General features: G+C 62.8%; 20 protein-coding genes and 4 pseudogenes. 11 read left to right on the top strand and 13 right to left on the bottom strand.

Annotated elements, in window-relative coordinates; all coding sequences use genetic code 11:
• Nucleotides 1-28: 28 nt before the first annotated feature.
• The 3 genes from AC630_RS04505 to AC630_RS04495 form a co-directional block, all read right to left on the bottom strand.
• Nucleotides 29-1,405: a vWA domain-containing protein gene (locus AC630_RS04505; protein ID WP_074117307.1), complete on the bottom strand. Its 1,377-nt coding sequence runs from the start codon at nt 1,403-1,405 to the stop codon at nt 29-31.
• Between the two features lie 5 nt (nt 1,406-1,410).
• Entirely contained in the window at nt 1,411-2,358 is a 948-nt protein-coding gene (locus AC630_RS04500; RefSeq protein WP_074117263.1) for an AAA family ATPase, read from the bottom strand.
• Nucleotides 2,359-2,504: 146 nt separating this feature from the next.
• Nucleotides 2,505-2,705, bottom strand: a complete 201-nt coding sequence (locus AC630_RS04495) for a hypothetical protein (protein ID WP_057749711.1) — start codon at nt 2,703-2,705, stop codon at nt 2,505-2,507.
• Nucleotides 2,706-2,932: 227 nt separating this feature from the next.
• On the opposite strand from AC630_RS04495, the gene AC630_RS04490 reads away from it, so the two are divergent.
• Entirely contained in the window at nt 2,933-3,907 is a 975-nt protein-coding gene (locus tag AC630_RS04490; protein WP_074117262.1) for a quinone oxidoreductase family protein, read from the top strand.
• Between the two features lie 39 nt (nt 3,908-3,946).
• Here AC630_RS04490 and AC630_RS04485 read toward each other — a convergent pair whose 3' ends face one another.
• On the bottom strand, nt 3,947-4,213 hold the full coding sequence (locus AC630_RS04485; RefSeq protein ID WP_074117261.1) for a hypothetical protein: 267 nt from the start codon (nt 4,211-4,213) through the stop codon (nt 3,947-3,949).
• A 107-nt stretch (nt 4,214-4,320) separates the two neighbouring features.
• Nucleotides 4,321-4,929, bottom strand: coding sequence for a S24 family peptidase (locus AC630_RS04480; RefSeq protein WP_074117260.1), 609 nt, complete (start codon nt 4,927-4,929; stop codon nt 4,321-4,323).
• Nucleotides 4,930-5,096: 167 nt separating this feature from the next.
• On the opposite strand from AC630_RS04480, the gene AC630_RS04475 reads away from it, so the two are divergent.
• Together AC630_RS04475 and AC630_RS04470 are read left to right on the top strand one after the other, a co-directional pair.
• Nucleotides 5,097-5,627: a GcrA family cell cycle regulator gene (locus tag AC630_RS04475; protein WP_074117259.1), complete on the top strand. Its 531-nt coding sequence runs from the start codon at nt 5,097-5,099 to the stop codon at nt 5,625-5,627.
• 46 nt (nt 5,628-5,673) lie between these two features.
• A complete protein-coding gene (locus AC630_RS04470) occupies nt 5,674-6,249 on the top strand; it encodes a hypothetical protein (protein WP_074117258.1) in 576 nt (191 codons plus the stop codon).
• A gap of 46 nt (nt 6,250-6,295) precedes the next feature.
• Here AC630_RS04470 and AC630_RS04465 read toward each other — a convergent pair whose 3' ends face one another.
• A complete protein-coding gene (locus AC630_RS04465; protein WP_074117257.1) occupies nt 6,296-6,652 on the bottom strand; it encodes a hypothetical protein in 357 nt (118 codons plus the stop codon).
• A 199-nt stretch (nt 6,653-6,851) separates the two neighbouring features.
• Here AC630_RS04465 and AC630_RS04460 point away from each other — a divergent pair, with 199 nt between their 5' ends.
• The 3 genes from AC630_RS04460 (at nt 6,852) to AC630_RS04450 (ending at nt 8,393) form a co-directional block, all read left to right on the top strand.
• Nucleotides 6,852-7,316 carry a hypothetical protein gene (locus AC630_RS04460; protein WP_074117256.1) on the top strand — a complete coding sequence of 155 codons (465 nt, stop codon included), beginning with the start codon at nt 6,852-6,854 and terminating at the stop codon, nt 7,314-7,316.
• 404 nt (nt 7,317-7,720) lie between these two features.
• A complete protein-coding gene (locus tag AC630_RS45195; RefSeq protein WP_074117255.1) occupies nt 7,721-7,906 on the top strand; it encodes a hypothetical protein in 186 nt (61 codons plus the stop codon).
• A gap of 145 nt (nt 7,907-8,051) precedes the next feature.
• Nucleotides 8,052-8,393, top strand: a complete 342-nt coding sequence (locus AC630_RS04450; RefSeq protein WP_074117254.1) for a phasin — start codon at nt 8,052-8,054, stop codon at nt 8,391-8,393.
• 193 nt (nt 8,394-8,586) lie between these two features.
• Here the strand turns inward: AC630_RS04450 and AC630_RS04445 are convergent, their stop codons facing one another.
• From AC630_RS04445 to AC630_RS04435, 4 genes and pseudogenes are all read right to left on the bottom strand, one after another.
• Nucleotides 8,587-8,907: a c-type cytochrome gene (locus tag AC630_RS04445; RefSeq protein WP_074117253.1), complete on the bottom strand. Its 321-nt coding sequence runs from the start codon at nt 8,905-8,907 to the stop codon at nt 8,587-8,589.
• 37 nt (nt 8,908-8,944) lie between these two features.
• Nucleotides 8,945-9,136 (bottom strand): hypothetical protein, encoded by a 192-nt coding sequence (locus tag AC630_RS43395; RefSeq protein WP_143197806.1) that lies wholly within the window; start codon nt 9,134-9,136, stop codon nt 8,945-8,947.
• A 78-nt stretch (nt 9,137-9,214) separates the two neighbouring features.
• Nucleotides 9,215-10,041 (bottom strand): annotated as a pseudogene (locus AC630_RS04440) (alpha/beta fold hydrolase).
• A 137-nt stretch (nt 10,042-10,178) separates the two neighbouring features.
• Nucleotides 10,179-10,535 (bottom strand): annotated as a pseudogene (locus tag AC630_RS04435) (ShlB/FhaC/HecB family hemolysin secretion/activation protein); the annotation flags it as partial.
• Between the two features lie 9 nt (nt 10,536-10,544).
• On the opposite strand from AC630_RS04435, the pseudogene AC630_RS47990 reads away from it, so the two are divergent.
• Nucleotides 10,545-10,664 (top strand): annotated as a pseudogene (locus AC630_RS47990) (EAL domain-containing protein); the annotation flags it as partial.
• A gap of 55 nt (nt 10,665-10,719) precedes the next feature.
• Here the strand turns inward: AC630_RS47990 and AC630_RS04425 are convergent.
• Nucleotides 10,720-10,983, bottom strand: coding sequence for a hypothetical protein (locus tag AC630_RS04425; protein WP_074117252.1), 264 nt, complete (start codon nt 10,981-10,983; stop codon nt 10,720-10,722).
• Between the two features lie 260 nt (nt 10,984-11,243).
• On the opposite strand from AC630_RS04425, the gene rocF reads away from it, so the two are divergent.
• Complete coding sequence (rocF, locus tag AC630_RS04420; RefSeq protein ID WP_074117251.1) at nt 11,244-12,221, top strand: arginase; 978 nt, start codon at nt 11,244-11,246, stop codon at nt 12,219-12,221.
• Between the two features lie 60 nt (nt 12,222-12,281).
• On the opposite strand, the gene AC630_RS47740 is transcribed toward rocF, so the two are convergent.
• Nucleotides 12,282-12,404, bottom strand: coding sequence for a hypothetical protein (locus AC630_RS47740; RefSeq protein WP_283808386.1), 123 nt, complete (start codon nt 12,402-12,404; stop codon nt 12,282-12,284).
• Here AC630_RS47740 and soxC point away from each other — a divergent pair.
• From soxC to AC630_RS04405, 3 genes and pseudogenes are all read left to right on the top strand, one after another.
• Nucleotides 12,382-13,649, top strand: a pseudogene (soxC, locus tag AC630_RS04415) (sulfite dehydrogenase). The gene AC630_RS47740 and the pseudogene soxC sit on opposite strands and share 23 nt — an antisense overlap.
• A complete protein-coding gene (locus AC630_RS04410) occupies nt 13,636-14,175 on the top strand; it encodes a c-type cytochrome (protein WP_074117250.1) in 540 nt (179 codons plus the stop codon). Before soxC ends, AC630_RS04410 begins: the two are co-directional and overlap by 14 nt.
• Before the next feature lie 113 nt (nt 14,176-14,288).
• Nucleotides 14,289-14,573: a hypothetical protein gene (locus AC630_RS04405; RefSeq protein WP_074117249.1), complete on the top strand. Its 285-nt coding sequence runs from the start codon at nt 14,289-14,291 to the stop codon at nt 14,571-14,573.
• Nucleotides 14,574-14,579: 6 nt separating this feature from the next.
• Here AC630_RS04405 and AC630_RS04400 read toward each other — a convergent pair whose 3' ends face one another.
• The gene (locus AC630_RS04400; RefSeq protein WP_074117248.1) at nt 14,580-15,794 is read right to left on the bottom strand and encodes a mandelate racemase/muconate lactonizing enzyme family protein; all 1,215 of its coding nucleotides are present in this window, start codon (nt 15,792-15,794) and stop codon (nt 14,580-14,582) included.
• Between the last annotated feature and the right edge of the window lie 95 nt (nt 15,795-15,889).

Below are 15,889 nucleotides of genomic sequence, written 5' to 3'. Positions count from 1 at the left end.
CGACGCTGCAGCGGGCGTGATCGCTGCTTTACTGGTAAGTCGCCACGATGTTTGACACAGCGCGCTCGAGCTGCTGGGCGGTGGCGCATTGGCGTACGACGCTGCAAAAGGTCGCATAGCGCGGCATCTCGGAATCGCCAAAGCCCCAGGCCAGCCGTCCTTCGGGATTGAGCCAGACCAGCCGCTTCGAGCGTTCGGAGACGCGTCGCAGGATATCGGCGCGCGGGTCGAGATTGTTGCTGCGGGCGTCGCCGAGAACGATCACCGTGGTCTGTGGCGTCAGCGTGCTCATCCACTCCTTCTCGAAATCGACCAGCGAAGAGCCGTAGTCGGACGAGCCGAAGCCGACCTTGGACATGATCTCGGCCATCGCCTCTTCCGGCGACTTCTTCTCCAGGATCTCGCTGACCTCGATCAGATGCGACGAGAAGGCGAAGGAGCGGACATCGTCGACCACTTCATGCAAGGAGTGGATCAGGAGCAGGAAGAAATCCGAGACTTGCGCGACCGAGCCGGAGACGTCGCACAGCGCAACGATCTTCGGCCGGTCGCGATGCTTCCGCTTCCACGCGGTGAGGAAGGGCACGCCGCCCCAGGCGGCGTTACGGCGTAGCGTGCGGCGGACGTCGAGATGGCCGCGGCGCTGACGCTTGCGCGGCTTCGAGTAGCGTTCGCGCAGGCGGCGCGCGATCTGGCGGATCAGCGCGCGCATCTCGGCAACCTGGCGCCGCTCGATGCGGGCAAGTGGCGCGTTGCGCAGGATCTCGTTGCGGAGGTTTTCGGCCTCCTCGCGGGCATAGAGCGCAAGCCCCTGCGAGACCGTGTCACGGACCGCTTCGCGCAAGGCGTCGAGCGCAGAGCGCAGGCGCTCGGCAAGTGCGGGGTTGGTCGCAGTCAGCTCGTCGAGATCGTCGCGCAGCCGCTGAAGGCCCATGGCGTCGAGGATGCGGCTGGAGAAGATACCGCGCTGGGTGGAGTAGCGGATGTCGGACAGGGAGGCTGCACCGGAAGCACTGGCGATCGCGGCTGCGATCGCATTGCGATCCTGCGACAGCAGCATTTGTGCGAGCGGGCCCAGTCCTTCGGGCGGCCGGCCTTCGCCCGCCTCACTCGCCGCGCTGGAGGAAGGCGACTGATCGGCGTCCTCCGAAGCCTCGTCGTTATCGGCCTCGGGTTGATCCTGCCGCGGTTCCGGCTGGCTGAAGAAGAGGTCGAAGCAGTCGCCGAGTGCGAGCTTCTCGTCCTGCGATTTGGCAAGCGTCAGGAGTAGAGCGTCGCGCAGGATGGCCCGGTCGGAAACGCCGACCTGCTTGACCGCGCGCATCGCATCGATGCTTTCGGCAGGCGAGACGTGCACGCCTGCCCCGCGCGCCGCCCGAAAGAAACGATGAAGATTCTCGCGCATCGGCGTCAACCGAAGACGTTGGACCGCGCCGCCTTGGCAATGAAGGTCGTAACTTGCGGCGCTGCTGCCTCTATATCGGCCTCGTATTTCAGGAGTACGTTGAGCGTGTCCTTGACGATCTCGGTATCGAGCTCTGCCGCCTGGAGCAGCACGAGCACGCGTGCCCAGTCGATGGTCTCGCTGACCGAGGGCAGCTTCTTCAGGTCGAGCGAGCGGATCTCGTGGATGAAGCCGACCATTTGCCGGCGCAGCGCCTGTGAGATGCCGCGGACACGGCTCTCGACGATACGCTCTTCGAGCCGCTGCTCGGGGAAGCCGATATGCAGATGCAGGCAGCGCCGTTTCAGGGCGTCGCCGAGATCACGCTCACTGTTGGAGGTGAGGATCACGGTCGGCGGCGTGATTGCGGAGACGGTGCCGAGTTCGGGGATCGTGACCTGGAAGTCCGAGAGGATCTCCAGGAGAAGCGATTCGAATTCAGCGTCCGACTTGTCGATCTCGTCGATCAGGAGCACACAGCCGCCCGGCTGCTCCAGCGCCTGAAGCAGCGGCCGCGGCTCGACGAATTCCTTGGAGAAGAACACGTCGCCGAAATCATGGAGCTGGTCGAGCGCGGCATGTAGCGTCTGCGCGCCGCCCAGGACTTCGCCGAGCTTGTCCTTGAGGATCTGGGTGTAGAGAAGCTGCTTGGCGTATTTCCACTCGTAGAGCGCCTTGGCCTCGTCGAGGCCCTCGTAGCATTGCAGGCGGATCATCTTCATGCCGCGCCAGGCGGCGATGGCCTTGGCAAGCTCGGTCTTGCCGACGCCAGCGGGGCCCTCGACCAGGATCGGCTTCTCGATCTGTTGCGACAAATAGACGGCGGTCGCGATCTGCCGGCTCGCGATGTAGCCTTGCGCGGCGAGGCCGCTCTCCACTGCCTCGATCGACGTCGAGGCCTTCTGTTCTGCCACGAAAGGGCGCTCCCAAAGGTCTTGCTTGAGGCTTGTTCTGCCTGCGTTCCCGGCAAAGAACAAGCCTCGTTTGGGAGACATCAGCCCCGCGCGAACGGCGTTTTTCCGCTTAACGCAAATACTTGAGCGGTTCGCCGATCGCGTGATCAGTGCCGCAGCAGCTCCGGCTTGCGGATGGTCTGTCTGACCTCGGCGCCGCAATCGGCGCATTCATAGACGAAGTCGATCTTGGCAAGGCTCCAATGCGGTTCGACCTCGCGCACATACATCGGAAGGAACCCCATGCAGGTAGGGCAAATCACAGGCGCGATCTCGATATCCTGATGATGCTGTACATAAGCTGGCATCTCGGCTCTCCTTCGCAGGCGACCCACTACACCCCGCGCAGAAGCTACCGCCGGTCGGCCCAAGGCCGTCATCAACTCTTTCGAACAGAGACGGAACGGCGGGCGTTTGTCCTTCGCTGTGACATTCTTGTTACGCATCTGTACTGTAACGGGCGGACCGAATGCCTATTTCACAGGCCGATCCGCGTTTCTCGGACCTTCATTCCAACGATTAAGGGAGCACGCCCATGACCCATGCCATTCGTTTTCACAAAACCGGCGGCCCGGAGGTTCTGGTTTGGGAGCAGGTCGAGGTCGGCAAGCCCGGACCGGGCGAGGCGCGTATCCGCCACACCGCGGTCGGTCTCAATTTCGTCGATATCTACAATCGCTCTGGCCTGTATCCTGCGCAATTGCCGAGCGGCATCGGCAGCGAAGCGGCGGGTGTGATCGAGGAGGTCGGTCCCGGCGTCACCGATCTGAAGCCCGGCGATCGCGTTGCCTATGGCGCTTCGCCGCTCGGCGCCTATTCCGAGGCGCGGCTCATCCCCGCTGATCGGCTGTTGAAGCTGCCCGACGGCGTCGACGACAAGACCGCGGCCGCGATGATGCTCAAGGGGCTCACCACGCAGTATCTGATCCGGCAGACCTATCGGGTCAAAGCGGGCGATACGATCCTGCTCCATGCTGCGGCTGGCGGCGTCGGATTGATCCTGAGCCAGTGGGCAAAACATCTCGGCGCAACCGTGATCGGAACGGTCAGCAGTGACGAGAAGGCGAAGCTCGCCAAGGCGCATGGCTGCGACCATGTCATCATCTACACGCGTGAGGATTTCGTGAAGCGCGTCGACGAGATCACCGGCGGCAAGAAAGTGCCGGTGGTTTACGACTCCGTCGGCAAGGACACGTTCCTGAAATCGCTGGATTGCCTCGCGCCGCTTGGCGTCGTTGCGCTGTTCGGCCAGTCCTCCGGCGCGGTCGAGCCGCTCAATCTCGGACTGCTCGCGCAGAAGGGGTCGCTCTACGTCACCCGGCCCACGCTGTTCACTTACGCCGCCAAGCGCGAGAATCTGGTTGCGATGGCAGGCGAGCTGTTCGACGTCGTCAAGTCCGGTGCAGTCAAGATCGAGGTACACCAGACCTATCCGCTGAAGGACGCGGCCAGGGCGCACGCCGATCTCGCCGCGCGCAAGACCACGGGATCGACCGTTCTCACAGTGTGATCTCCGGCCGGGCGGTGGCGCAGGCCGCTGGAGCCTGCGTCACGTCCGTTCGTGCTTGCGCAGGTCGCGGGCGTGATCGAGACGAATCGCCTGGAGATCGACATCTTCAGGTGGGATCTGGGGCAGGGCAGCTTCCGCCAGGATGGCCTCGGTCACGTCTTCGACCGAGCTCTCCACGATCTCGTGGATGAACGAGATGTTCCGGTATTCACCCGAAGCTATGCGGGAGATGACCTCCCGCCTTGTGATCTCGGGATCGACGACTGCTTCGCGTCCGTAGTCGATCATCACGACGAAATACTGCATGAAACAACTCTGCCGCGCCCCGGTGGTCGGAGTGCGGCAGAGTATTTCCGAAAAACAGAATCAAGTCAAGACCGATTTCCAAAAATCGGAAATCTGCGGCGGATCGCCTACTTGCTCTTCTTGCGCGGGCGGGCCGACTTGGCGCGCAGCCGCTCGAGCTGGCCCTTGGGCATGGAGAGGCAGATTTCTCCGACCCAGTCGAGCTTGACGCCGACGATCGGCTTGGCGTTGAAGCTGGTGAGATTGACGACGGAGGGGGATTTGCCCCGTTCGATTGTCTTCAGGTAGCGCTCGCCGGTCTTGAGCCGGACCACGGCCTCTTCGCCGTAGAAGCTCGACAGCGGATGGCGCTGGTCCTTGTAGACCACGATCACGTCGCCGCTCTCGTATTTGGGCAACATCGAATCGCCCACGATCTCGAATGCGACCGTTTCTTCCATGATCGGGAAGGGCAGCGCGATGTCGCCAAGCCCCTCCGGGGGGACCTGCTCGTAATCCGGCTCGATCACCGCGCCGGCGCCGACGCGGCCCATGATCGGCGCGAGATTGAGCTCAAGATACTCCATGATCGGCAGAATTTCCGAGGCCTTCACCAGGCGCTCGCCGCCGAGGATCTCCGACACCGCGCCGGGGCGCACGCCCATAGCCGCTGCCAGGCCGCCCTTGCTCTTGCCCGTCTTCTCGAGGCCTCGCTCGATCATCGCAACGTCCAACATGCTGATATCCCTCGATTGCCAATCGTTCCGCCTCTTGTAATCCGAAATTCGGAATTGATGCAATTATGAATATCAGAAATGTCGCTTGACTTCGACTTCGGAATACCGGAATGTGTGTTCCGTCTCCCGGTCGTGCGATCGGCGGAGGCGCATCACGGGATAGCAGCATGGAACCGGGCCATTGGCCGTCGGAGCACTCCGACGCGCTTCGCGAGTATTTTCTCAAGGGAATGTCTTATGCGGAGATCGGACGGCAGATTAATGCAAGGTTTGGAGCAGCTTACTCGCGCAATGCGGTGGCCGGCCGCGCCAAGCGGCTGGGGCTCATCGCGTCGGCGCCGATGATGAGTCCGTCGATCGTGCCGTCTTTGCCGTCTGGAGCCTGTCTTATTTCCCCGCATCGCTCCGCGTTACCGAACCTGAACCTGCCGCCGAAATCCGCGCTGAAGCCCGCACCCGTCAAGTTGCGCTGCGTCGGCGTCCAGCCGCGCCTGATCTCGCTGGTCGAACTTGCGCCCGACGACTGCCGTTATCCCTATGGCGGCGACAAGGACGGGGAGGAGATCACCTTCTGCGGCCGTCCGCGCCAGCCGGACTCGAGCTATTGCACGCCGCATGCGCGCCTGACGCGCCGGTCTGGAGGTGCGTCCACCCGCGTCGCCGGTCCCGTCGTGCTGAGGTTGATCTCCGCTGCCTGACGGAGCGGCGACCCATTTAATCGTCAATTTCCCAAGGAGTCTCCGAATGGCGCGTGCCCGACGCAACAAGTCCTACAAGTTGGCGAATATCTACGACCGGCGGTCGCGCGACGTGCCGTTCAATGCCGAGATGGTGGAGGTCGAGGTGGACAATCCCCTGGCCCTCGATCCGGGCGAGAAGATTGTCGCCATCCGCTCGATCCGCAGCGATCCGCTCGGCCGGTTGCACTCGCACCACCAGATCGACGAGGCGCAATATCGCGGCGGGCGCGCCTATCAGAACGATTGGGAGAGGGCGGAACGGGGGCCTCAAGCAATGGATCCGACCCGCGAATATGTCGACGGCGCGCGCACACGCGAGCCTGTCACCGAGAGCCAGCGCCAGGCGGTGCTGCGGCTGAATCGGGTGGAACGCGAGCTCGGCACGGACGGGGCGGCGCTAGTGCATGACGTGCTGGTGCTGGGGCTGACCATGGACCAGATCGGACAGCGCCGCGCCGTCCGCACCCAGCGCTGGAATGACTATTTTGCGCGACGTTTTCGTGAATGCCTGGACCGGCTGGCGCTGATCTACGGCTTTGCGACGGAAACCCGGACACAGCGTGCAGAGCGGCGCAGATGACGACGGCACGCCAGCGGTTTCGGCCGCCGGCGGGCCAGTCTGCTGCTTACGGATGCGGTACGATCTGGTAAGGCGTCGTATAGGGCTCGACCCGAAGCGCGGCGTTGGCCAAAAGCCCGATCCTGGTGGTCGGCGCCTGCTGCAATTCACCGTTCGGGCCGCGGTGCACGTTATACTGCCAGACCGTGAGATCGCCCTTCTGTGCCAGCGCATGAGCAACCGCGCTCGCATCATTGCCGCCGAGCGCTTGAAGCTCCTCCGCCGACAAGCCGATGACGATTTCGTCCTTGATGGTGACGATCTTGAACAGGTTCATCTTGGTTTCCTGCGCCCATGCGCCTTGTATCGAGAGGGTGAGAAGCGCGACCGCGGCGCCCTTGATGAGATCGCAGCGAGAAAGCATGCCGTCGTCCTTTGGTGCTGACGCGCGCCCGAATCGGTGAGTGTCCATCAGCCATGGCGCCCGTGATCTGCGTGGCCGTTTCGCAACCACTTGGTCGTTCGCACCTCAACAACGGTTCATGGGCGGAAATATAAGCGGGGCCGATGAACCTCGATGCGAAGACATGCGTCCAAGCCGGGAGCTCGAGGGGATTCGTCAGATGAAATTCACCGGCATCGCTTGCCTTCTGGTGTCGCTGGGTATCGCAGGCACTGCCCTGGCCGGCGATCAGTTCTACGTCGGAAGCTGGACATTCACGACCGCTGTGGTCGCGCCATGGGCCGATCCGCAACGCAAGCCTGACGATACCGAGCGGGCGCGGCTGATGGGACGGGCGGTCGTCTTCAAGGCGAGAGAGATCTCAGGGCCTCGTCCCTTTGCCTGCGCCAGGCCGCAGTACAAGGTGACGGATTATGGTCCTGACATGATCTTCCAGGGCGCATTCGACGAGATGCAACGTGCCGACAAGAAGTCCGATCCGAAGGCGATTGCCGCCTCCCTCGGCTTCACCGGTGCCGTGATCAAGACGCTGGAGACCGGCTGCGAGATCGACGTTCATTTCGTCGACGAGACAACCGCCGAGGTCGGACTCAACAATTACGTGTATACGCTGAAGAAGCGCTAATTCGCGTCAGCCGATGTCCGTTCACATCAGAAACATGGTGAAACGTCGCGCCGGTTGACTGCGATCAAGGCTGTGCGCGTGTGGATGCAGCTTCTTGACGCAGGTGGGTGACGGCGGTCCATATTCCTGTTATCGGGAATTGCCGTGGCGCGATGCATGCGAAGCATCACTACGCCACTGGTTGGGCTTGCCGGAAGGGTTGTTCTTTGGCATAAGTGCAACTTGTTGGGTTGAGCCTGTCCGTTCGGACATGTCGTTCGGCCCGGTAACCCTCCGGGGCCGCCAGCCGAGAGTTTGTGGTCAACCATGGCGTCGGGCTATGGCGTTCGGGTCTTGAGCGGGACCTCGACGACAGGATCACAAAGACCGATACTTGTCATGGGTGCGAGATTCATAGGTGCGAGATGAAGAACCTCAATTTCGCGGCTGAACTGCACCTCAAGCTCGGCGCGCCTGCGAGCGGTACCGTCGAAAGCCTGCGCCTGCTTCGCGCGTTTCTGAAGCTTGAGCCGCGACAGCGTTTCGAGGTGATCAAGCTCGTCGAAGACCTCGCTACCGAAGAAGCACTTCCCGAGCGCCCCCTGTCCTGAGCCAGGCCGCGCGCCGGCGCTACGCCTTCTCCCTCGCTTTCCCGCCGGATCCCGGAACGCCGGGCAACGTCTGCCCCAAGGCAGACCGCTGGAACGCGATCAGGCAAGTGTGGTATTCAGTTGAAAAAAAGGGAGGAGTGCGACCATGATCGAACCGAAGCTCGAAGTTCCGGCCGAACTGCGCGACTTGGCCGAGAAGACGATCGACCAGGCGGAAAAGGCATTCGGCATGTTTTTCGAGGCCGCCACCAAATCGATGTCGTCCGTTCCAGGCTCCGGCACGGAGGTGTCGAAGCAGGCGCTTGCTTTCACCGAGCAGAACATGAAGTCGGCGTTCGAGCATGCACGCAAGCTTGTTCATGCCACCGACCTTCAGGAGGCGATGCGAATCCAGTCCGATTTCCTGCGCAGTCAGTTCACCAGTGCCGGGGACCACATGCGCCAGATGACCGGCAATTTCATGCAACCGGGCAAGGGCAAATCCTGATTCCTGGCGTGCGCGCTACGTGCCTGCAGACTGATCTTGCGTAGCGAGGCGATCCGCACTTCGATGCTCGCGCAGGTCCATGATGGACCATCGAATGGTTCCCATTCGCCGTCCATCATCCTTTCTGCTGATCCCTGCCGGTCTTCCGGCAGGGATTTGCACTTTGTGGCGGGTATCGCGATGGGCCGGTGACTTACGGACGCAGCGATCCGATATAGGCCGCGATGTCGGCGGCTTCGATCCGGCTGAGGGGAAAGTTCGGCATCTTCGGATGCGGGTCGAGCAGGAAGAACGCGAGCCTCTCTGGACTGAAGTCCGGCCTGCGCGCAACCGATGCAAAGGAAGGGACGTCGGCGCTCGCCGTGGTCTGGCCACTGGTCACGACATGGCAGCTCGCACACCAGCGCTTGGCGAGGTCGGCGCCGTGATTGGCGTCGGCGGCGAGAGCGCACGACGTGCCGAAGCTCGAGGCCACGGCAAGCGGAAGGCAAATTCGTTTCAAATGCCGGTGCATCAGGCAACCTTCCTGCGCTCGCTTGCGGTCACCATGCTCATCCGCAACACGATCCTGGAAATTGGGAGAGATCGATGCGGGCGATGATCGACCGCAGCAGCCTTCGGGCCGAACGATAGAGATGCCGCACGAATCCCGGCGTCCTCGCGGCGGGCAGGCCAAGGCTTGTCGTATCAGGGCTTGCCGTATCAAGGCTTTTCGTATCAAGGCTTTCGATATAGTGCGACACGTGCCTCTCCGAGCTTGTAAGGCCGTTGCTATCATGGCCGGCCTGGAGCTGCCTTGATCTGCCGCAAAGGGTTCCCGGCTAATAGTCTCCGGGATTCATGATCATCGGGCTTTTCGTGTCGGCCGGCGCGAGCGCGCTGCTGGCACTGTCACGCAGGAAGCGATCGAGCGTCGCCTGGATCTTCTGCTTGACCGCGTCGGGACCGCGGTCGCTCATATCGGTGTGCTGCGCGCCGGTGTGGACGATGTCGATGCCGAGAGCCTTTGCCTCTTCCGGCGTTGGCAATACGCCGGGGTCGGTCTGGAAGTGCGGATCCTTGGAGCGGAACGACAGGATCTTCATGTTGTCGCTGAGCACGAAGGGCACCCGCAGATTGTCGAGCGTGATCACCTTCGACACCATCTCCGGATGCTGATGGGCGACATACATCGACACGTCGCCGCCGTTGGAATGGCCGACGAGGGTGATGTGGTCGTAGTCGGCGTTCTCCTGCCGGCTCTTCAGTATGCCCAGCACGTAAAGAATGTTGGCCTCGCAGCGCATATAGACCTCGCGCCGACATATTGCTGGCCGACATGGGTCATCAGCGGTGGATCGCTGGGCAGGTCCTGCTGGATGCTGGCAACGAGATAGCCGCGCGCCGCGAGCACGTTGGCGAGGAAGGAGTACTCGGTGGCCTTGACGGTGTTGCCGTTGCTGATGATGGCAAGGGGAAGCTTCCAAAGGCCGAGATTGGCCTTGGTCTCGTAATCGCGCCGCACGGAGATCTCGACCGAGACCGGCCGCTGACGCGAGGCGTCAAACAGGGTCAAAGTCTCATGCCGGATCGCGAGCCGGCTGACGACAAAATATTCGCCGGCGCCGAGGACGCAGAGAAACGCCAGGATTGCAAACACCCTCTTCATGGTTCCGTCCCAGATCACTTTTGACTGAACATGGTCATGCGAGCGATCGTGAGCAGGCTACGGGATTAAATTTAGGCAAGTCTGTGAGCAAGCCCTCAAAAGGGCCGTATGCCGGTCGGTCGCGCGAAGGACAAGGGTTAGAGGCAGCCGGACTTGCCGCGTTCGGGGCAGAGCCGGAGCGCGCTCGACAGTGTGAACGGGAAGCGCGGGCTGCGGCGCTCATTGTCCGGCGCCTGGTAGCTCAGAGGGACGGCCACGCCGTGATCAGCCTGGAGATCCTCCCACAGAAAGAACCGTGCACCGGCTCCGGCTGATGTCAGCGACAGGTCGTCGCTTAGCCGGTAACCGTCGTTTCAGACTGCGCCAGCGTCCCCGAACGCGTAGAGCTGGTAGCCGGTCCAGTAGCGGAAATTGAGCTTCTGGTCGAAGCGCAGTTCGAGCGAGCCGTCGTTGTTGCCACTGATCTCGGCTGCGCTATCGCCCGGGCCGGTGGCGCGCCGCCGGTCGTGGCCGAGGGAATCGAGAATCGCGCCACGGCCGATTTCCTCGTCAGCATGGGATGCGAGAAAGGGCAGGGTTATTTCTTCGGCCGTCCGATGCAAGCGGAAGCATTCGAGCAGTAGTTTCTGGCGGCCGAGCGCGCCGTCGTCGACGCCGCCTGGACTGTCGCGTATCCAGTCACGAGCGCCGGCGCGCCACCGCGACGCCGAACAGGAAGGCCACGAAGAGACTGGCCAAGGGTGCCTCGCGCGTGATCGCCGCGACTGTCGCGAGTGGCCGGCCGGGCTTTCGCGCTTCCTCGATCGCGACTGTGAGACGGTCGACGGCTGCATGCAAACCGCCGGCGACTTCTCCGATCGTGCGGGATACATCCGTCGCCGCATCGATGGCGCGCTCGGCCATGCCGGGTTGGGGAGTGGGCTGCGGTATTTCCGTGCTCAAGCGCGAACTCCAGGTCAGACAATATGATGGAGGCCGGCACCTTTGGCTATCCGCGCGAGCGCTCGTTCTGAACAGCGGGTCTGACGACCTTTGGCTATCCGCTACAGGCGCCGTGGTCTTACGGCGGGTGCCGGCCTTGGATGTGCAATTCGGCGCGCGGGATTTTGTTCCTGCGGGCGGGGGGCGGAGCGATCCCCGTGCGACGACGGATGCGAATCTCTGTTAGGCTGGCTGAACCTTGCTGATCTCGGGAGACAGCCGTGACCGATCGAACCATGACGGATCGAGCCCGGCGCATCGCGTTGCTGGGCGCGCCCATCGATATGGGAGCTTCGCAGCGCGGCACCCTGATGGGCCCTGCGGCGCTGCGCACCGCCGGCCTCACGACACTGCTCGAAAGCCTGGATTTCGAAGTCGTCGACTTCGGCGATCTCTCCGTGGCCGAGATCGCAGACCTTGCTGACAGGCCGCCCGAAAAGGCCAATCACTACCGCGAAATTCAGCGCTGGACGCGCGTGCTGAGCCGCAGAGGTTATGAGATTGCGAAAACCGGCGCGCTCCCGATCTTTCTCGGCGGCGACCACACGCTGTCCATGGGCTCGGCCAATGCGATGGCGCGTCATTGGCAGGAGCGCGGGCGCGAGCTGTTCGTGCTCTGGCTCGATGCGCATGCCGATTACAATACGCCGGAGACGACGATCACCGCGAACATGCACGGCATGTCGGCGGCGTTTCTGTGCGGCGAGCCGGGCCTCGACGGCCTGCTAGGCGACGATCCGCGCTCCTCGATCGATCCTGACAGGCTCGATCTGTTCGGCGCGCGTTCGATCGACAAGCTCGAGAAGGAGTTGATGCGCACGCGCCGGATCAGGGTTGTCGACATGCGCCAGATCGACGAGTTCGGCGTCGCCGTTTTGATCCGGCGCGTCATCGAGCGGGTCAAAGCGAGCAATGGCGTGCTGCATGTCAGCTTCGACGTCGATTTTCTCGATCCATGTGTGGCGCCGGGTGTCGGCACCACGGTGCCGGGCGGGGCGACCTATCGCGAGGCGCATTTGATCATGGAGCTGCTGCACGATTCCGGGGTGGTAGGATCGGTCGACATCGTCGAGCTCAATCCGTTCCTCGACGAGCGCGGCCGCACCGCGCGCACCGCGGTCGAGCTGATCGGCAGCCTGTTCGGTCAGCAGATCACCGACCGGCCCACGCCAAGCAATGCCATCGCGCCGGGCGAGTGAAGCGCGAGCCGTTTGTGCATCGCAAAGAACAGAACTGCTGTCGTGGCCGCCGGATTTGGATCAGTCCCGATCGAAATCGCCTGCTTTTGAAATAGCTGCGAATTGCAAATCCGCTTCGCGGAGGGTTTCATGCGGGTCGAGCTTCAGCCGAGGGCCCGCAATGAGCAGCATGATCGACGCCAACCATAAATCCGCGCGAACAACACGCCGTCGCTTCCTGCAGAGTGGCACCGCGGTGGCGGGAGGCGCCGTGCTGGGCGCAAACGCCGCGGTCGCAGCGGAGACAATCTTCCGCCTGCCGTCCCTGAATGGATGAAAACGCCGGGCGAGCCCATGGGAAGCCAGCCCTACGGCACGCCGTCGCCGTTCGAGAAGGGCGTCGTCAAGAACATTTCGAAGAATCTCAAGCAATACATTTCCGCATCCGGCCGGACGCCGTTGCAGGAGCTCGACGGCATCATCACGCCGAACGGCCTGTTCTACGAGCGGCATCATGGCGGCGTCCCGACCATCGATCCGGCGCAGCACCGGCTGATGCTTCACGGTCTTGTCGAGCGGCCCCTGATCTTCAGCATGGACGATCTGCGCCGCTTTCCGTCGGAGTCGCGCGTCCACTTTCTCGAATGCTCCGGCAATCCCGGTTACGCCAAGCCCTACGGCAAGACCGCATCGGACCTCGTGGGTCTGTTGAGCTGCGCGGAATGGACGGGCGTGAGCCTGAAGCTGGTGCTTCAGGAGGCCGGGCTGAAGCCGGAGGCCAAATGGGTCATTGCCGAAGGCGCCGACGCGGCAGCTCTGACCCGAAGCATCCCAATCGAGAAGTGTCTCGAGGACGCGATGCTGGTCTACAGCCAGAACGGCGAGCGGCTGCGCCCACAGCAGGGCTATCCGCTCCGGCTGTTCCTGCCGGGCTTTGAAGGCAATATGAGCGTGAAATGGCTGCGCCGCCTGCACGTGACCGCGGAGCCGGTCTATTCGCGCGAGGAGACCTCGAAATACACCGACCTCTTGCCGGATGGAACGGCGCGCGAGTTTTCCTTCTACATGGAAGCGAAGTCGATCATCACCCGTCCCTCGGGCGGCCAGCGTCTAAGCGCGCCCGGCTTCCAGGAGATCACCGGCATCGCCTGGAGTGGCCATGGCAAGATCAAGCGCGTCGAAGTATCGGTCGATGACGGCAAGAGCTGGCAGGAGGCGCGATTGCAGGAGCCAGTGCTGACTCGCGCCTTGACGCGTTTCCGATTGCCCTGGCGATGGGACGGCAAGCCCGCCGTGATTCAGAGCCGCGCCATCGACGAGACCGGTTATGTGCAGCCGACGTTGGCCGAGCTGCTTGCAGTACGCGGCGAGAATTATTTCTACCACAACAACGCGATCTGGCCCTGGCGCATCGCAGCCGACGGCGAGGTGACAAATGCGCTGGCGTGAGACCTGCGGCGTTGCCTTTGCGATCCTGCTCGGTGCTTGGGCGAGCGGAGCGCAGGCGCAGAGTCCCTACGGCATCGGGCGGCCGGCGACGGCCGCCGAGATCGCGGGCTGGAATATCGATATCGGACGCGACGGCAGCAATCTCCCGACAGGAAGTGGTTCAGTCAGCCATGGACGCGAGGTGTTTGCGCAGCAATGTGCCTCATGCCATGGCGACAAAGGCGAGGGCGGATTGGGTGACCGGCTTGTCGGTGGTCGAGGTGCGATCGGAACGGCCAGGCCTATCCGCACCGTTGGCAGCTATTGGCCCTATGCGCCGACATTGTTCGACTACATTCGCCGCGCCATGCCGCAGAACGCGCCGCAGTCGCTGAGCGATGACGACGTCTATGCAGTGTCCGCCTATGTCCTGAACCTCAACGGGCTGGTGGCAGCGGATGCCACGCTCGACGCCAAATCGCTTGCGGGGGTCAAAATGCCGAACCGCGATGGGTTCGTCGGCGATGCACGTCCAGACGTGAAATGAATCAGAGGAGACGATCGAGTTCCGCGCGGTAGCTCGGAACTTGCTTGAGCAAAAGCGGAACTCGCGGGACGCATTTGAATTAACCCGCGAGAGGAAAAAGTGTGGGTCCTTCGATGACAACTGATCGCTTCGCAAACTCGATGTCCTCAGCGCTTCGCCATCCCGGCGTGATCGCGCTGATTGTGGCCGGCCTGACGATTGCTGCGATGTTGATCGTCGATCACGGGCCGTGGAGCCGCGCCAAGACGCAGCCGGCCCACGTCGCGATGTATGCGACGACGGGCGAGGCTGCGCACGCGGTCGGCGCCAAGGTGCTTCCGACCGAGCCGAAATCGCCGGTCGAGCCGGAGCGGCCGGGGCCAAAGACGTCCTCGACCGTCAATCCCGTGACGCCGTAGCAGGCCTCAGCTCTTGCGACCGTAGCTCAGAAGCCCGCCGCTCGTCTTCGGCGGATGCGCACGCAAGGCTTCCTCGTTCGGCTCGGTACCCCAGCCGGGCCGATCAGGAATGACCAGATGACCGTTTTGAAACACCGGCTCGTGCGTGAAGAGCTCGCGGTCCCAGGCGAGACGATCGATATCGATCTCCATGATGCGCAGGTTCGGCACCGCGGCGCAGAAATGCGCGTTCATCATCGAGCAGAGATGGCCGTAGAAATTGTGCGGGGCGACGTTGACCTCGAACGCTTCCGCGGCGGCTGCGATCTTCATCGATTGCCAAACGCCGTTCCAGGGCGTGTCGATGATCGCGACGTCCATCGCTTGCTCATGGAAATAGGGTAGAAATTCCCGCAGGCCCAATAGCGTCTCGCAGGATGAGATGGGATGCGGGCTCTGCCTGCGGATATAGCCGAGTGCTTCCGGATTGAAACTGTCGATCTCGATCCAGAACATGTCGAGATCGGCGATGGTGCGCAGGATCTTCAGATAGCCTTCGGTCTTGGCGTTGAAGTTGCAGTCGAGCAGGATATCGACGTCGGGCCCCGCGCCGTCGCGGATTGCCTCGAGATGCACGCGCAGGTCGCGCAGGATCTTGCGATCGACGTTGATCTCGGGCGCGAAAGGTGAGCCGAAGCCAGGGCGCCAGCCGGCCGGCTTGCCGTCGTCATAGGAGAAGATGTTGGTCTTGAGCGCGGTGAACTTCTTCTCGCGCACCTCGCGCCCGATCGCCTTGACGCCGTCAAGGTTTTCGATCGGTGGCTTGTACCAGGACGGGTGATTGATCCGCCACGTCGCGCAATGCGACCAGTAGACCCGGACGCGGTCGCGGATTTTGCCGCCGAGGAGTTCGTAGCAAGGCACGCCAAGGCACTTCGCCTTGACATCGAGCAGGGCATTCTCGATCGCGCCGAGCGCCTGCGCCACCACGCCGCCGGCGGCGGGCCGCGTAGCCGCGAACAACTCGGCGTAGATGCGCTCATGCTGGAAGACGTTCTGCCCGATGACCCGGGCGGACAGGCGCTGGATCGCAGCGCCAACGCCGGGCGAGCCGAAGCCCTCGTCGAACTCGCTCCAGCCGACGACGCCGTCTTCCGTCGTCAGCTTGACGAAGTGGTAGTTTCTCCAGCCGGCATCGCAGGCGAGGATTTCGAGGCTTGTTGCTTTTGATGATTTGGTCATGTCGCTCCCTGTCGTCCGGCCTTGCCTGTTTTTCTTATGGTCCGGTAGCAAGCCCGGCCCCAGCCGCAATTGTTAAGCCAACGGCACTGCTCCGT

Source organism: Bradyrhizobium sp. AS23.2, from assembly GCF_001908185.1.
GTDB lineage: Bacteria > Pseudomonadota > Alphaproteobacteria > Rhizobiales > Xanthobacteraceae > Bradyrhizobium.
This window is presented reverse-complemented; position numbering and strand designations above follow the sequence as displayed.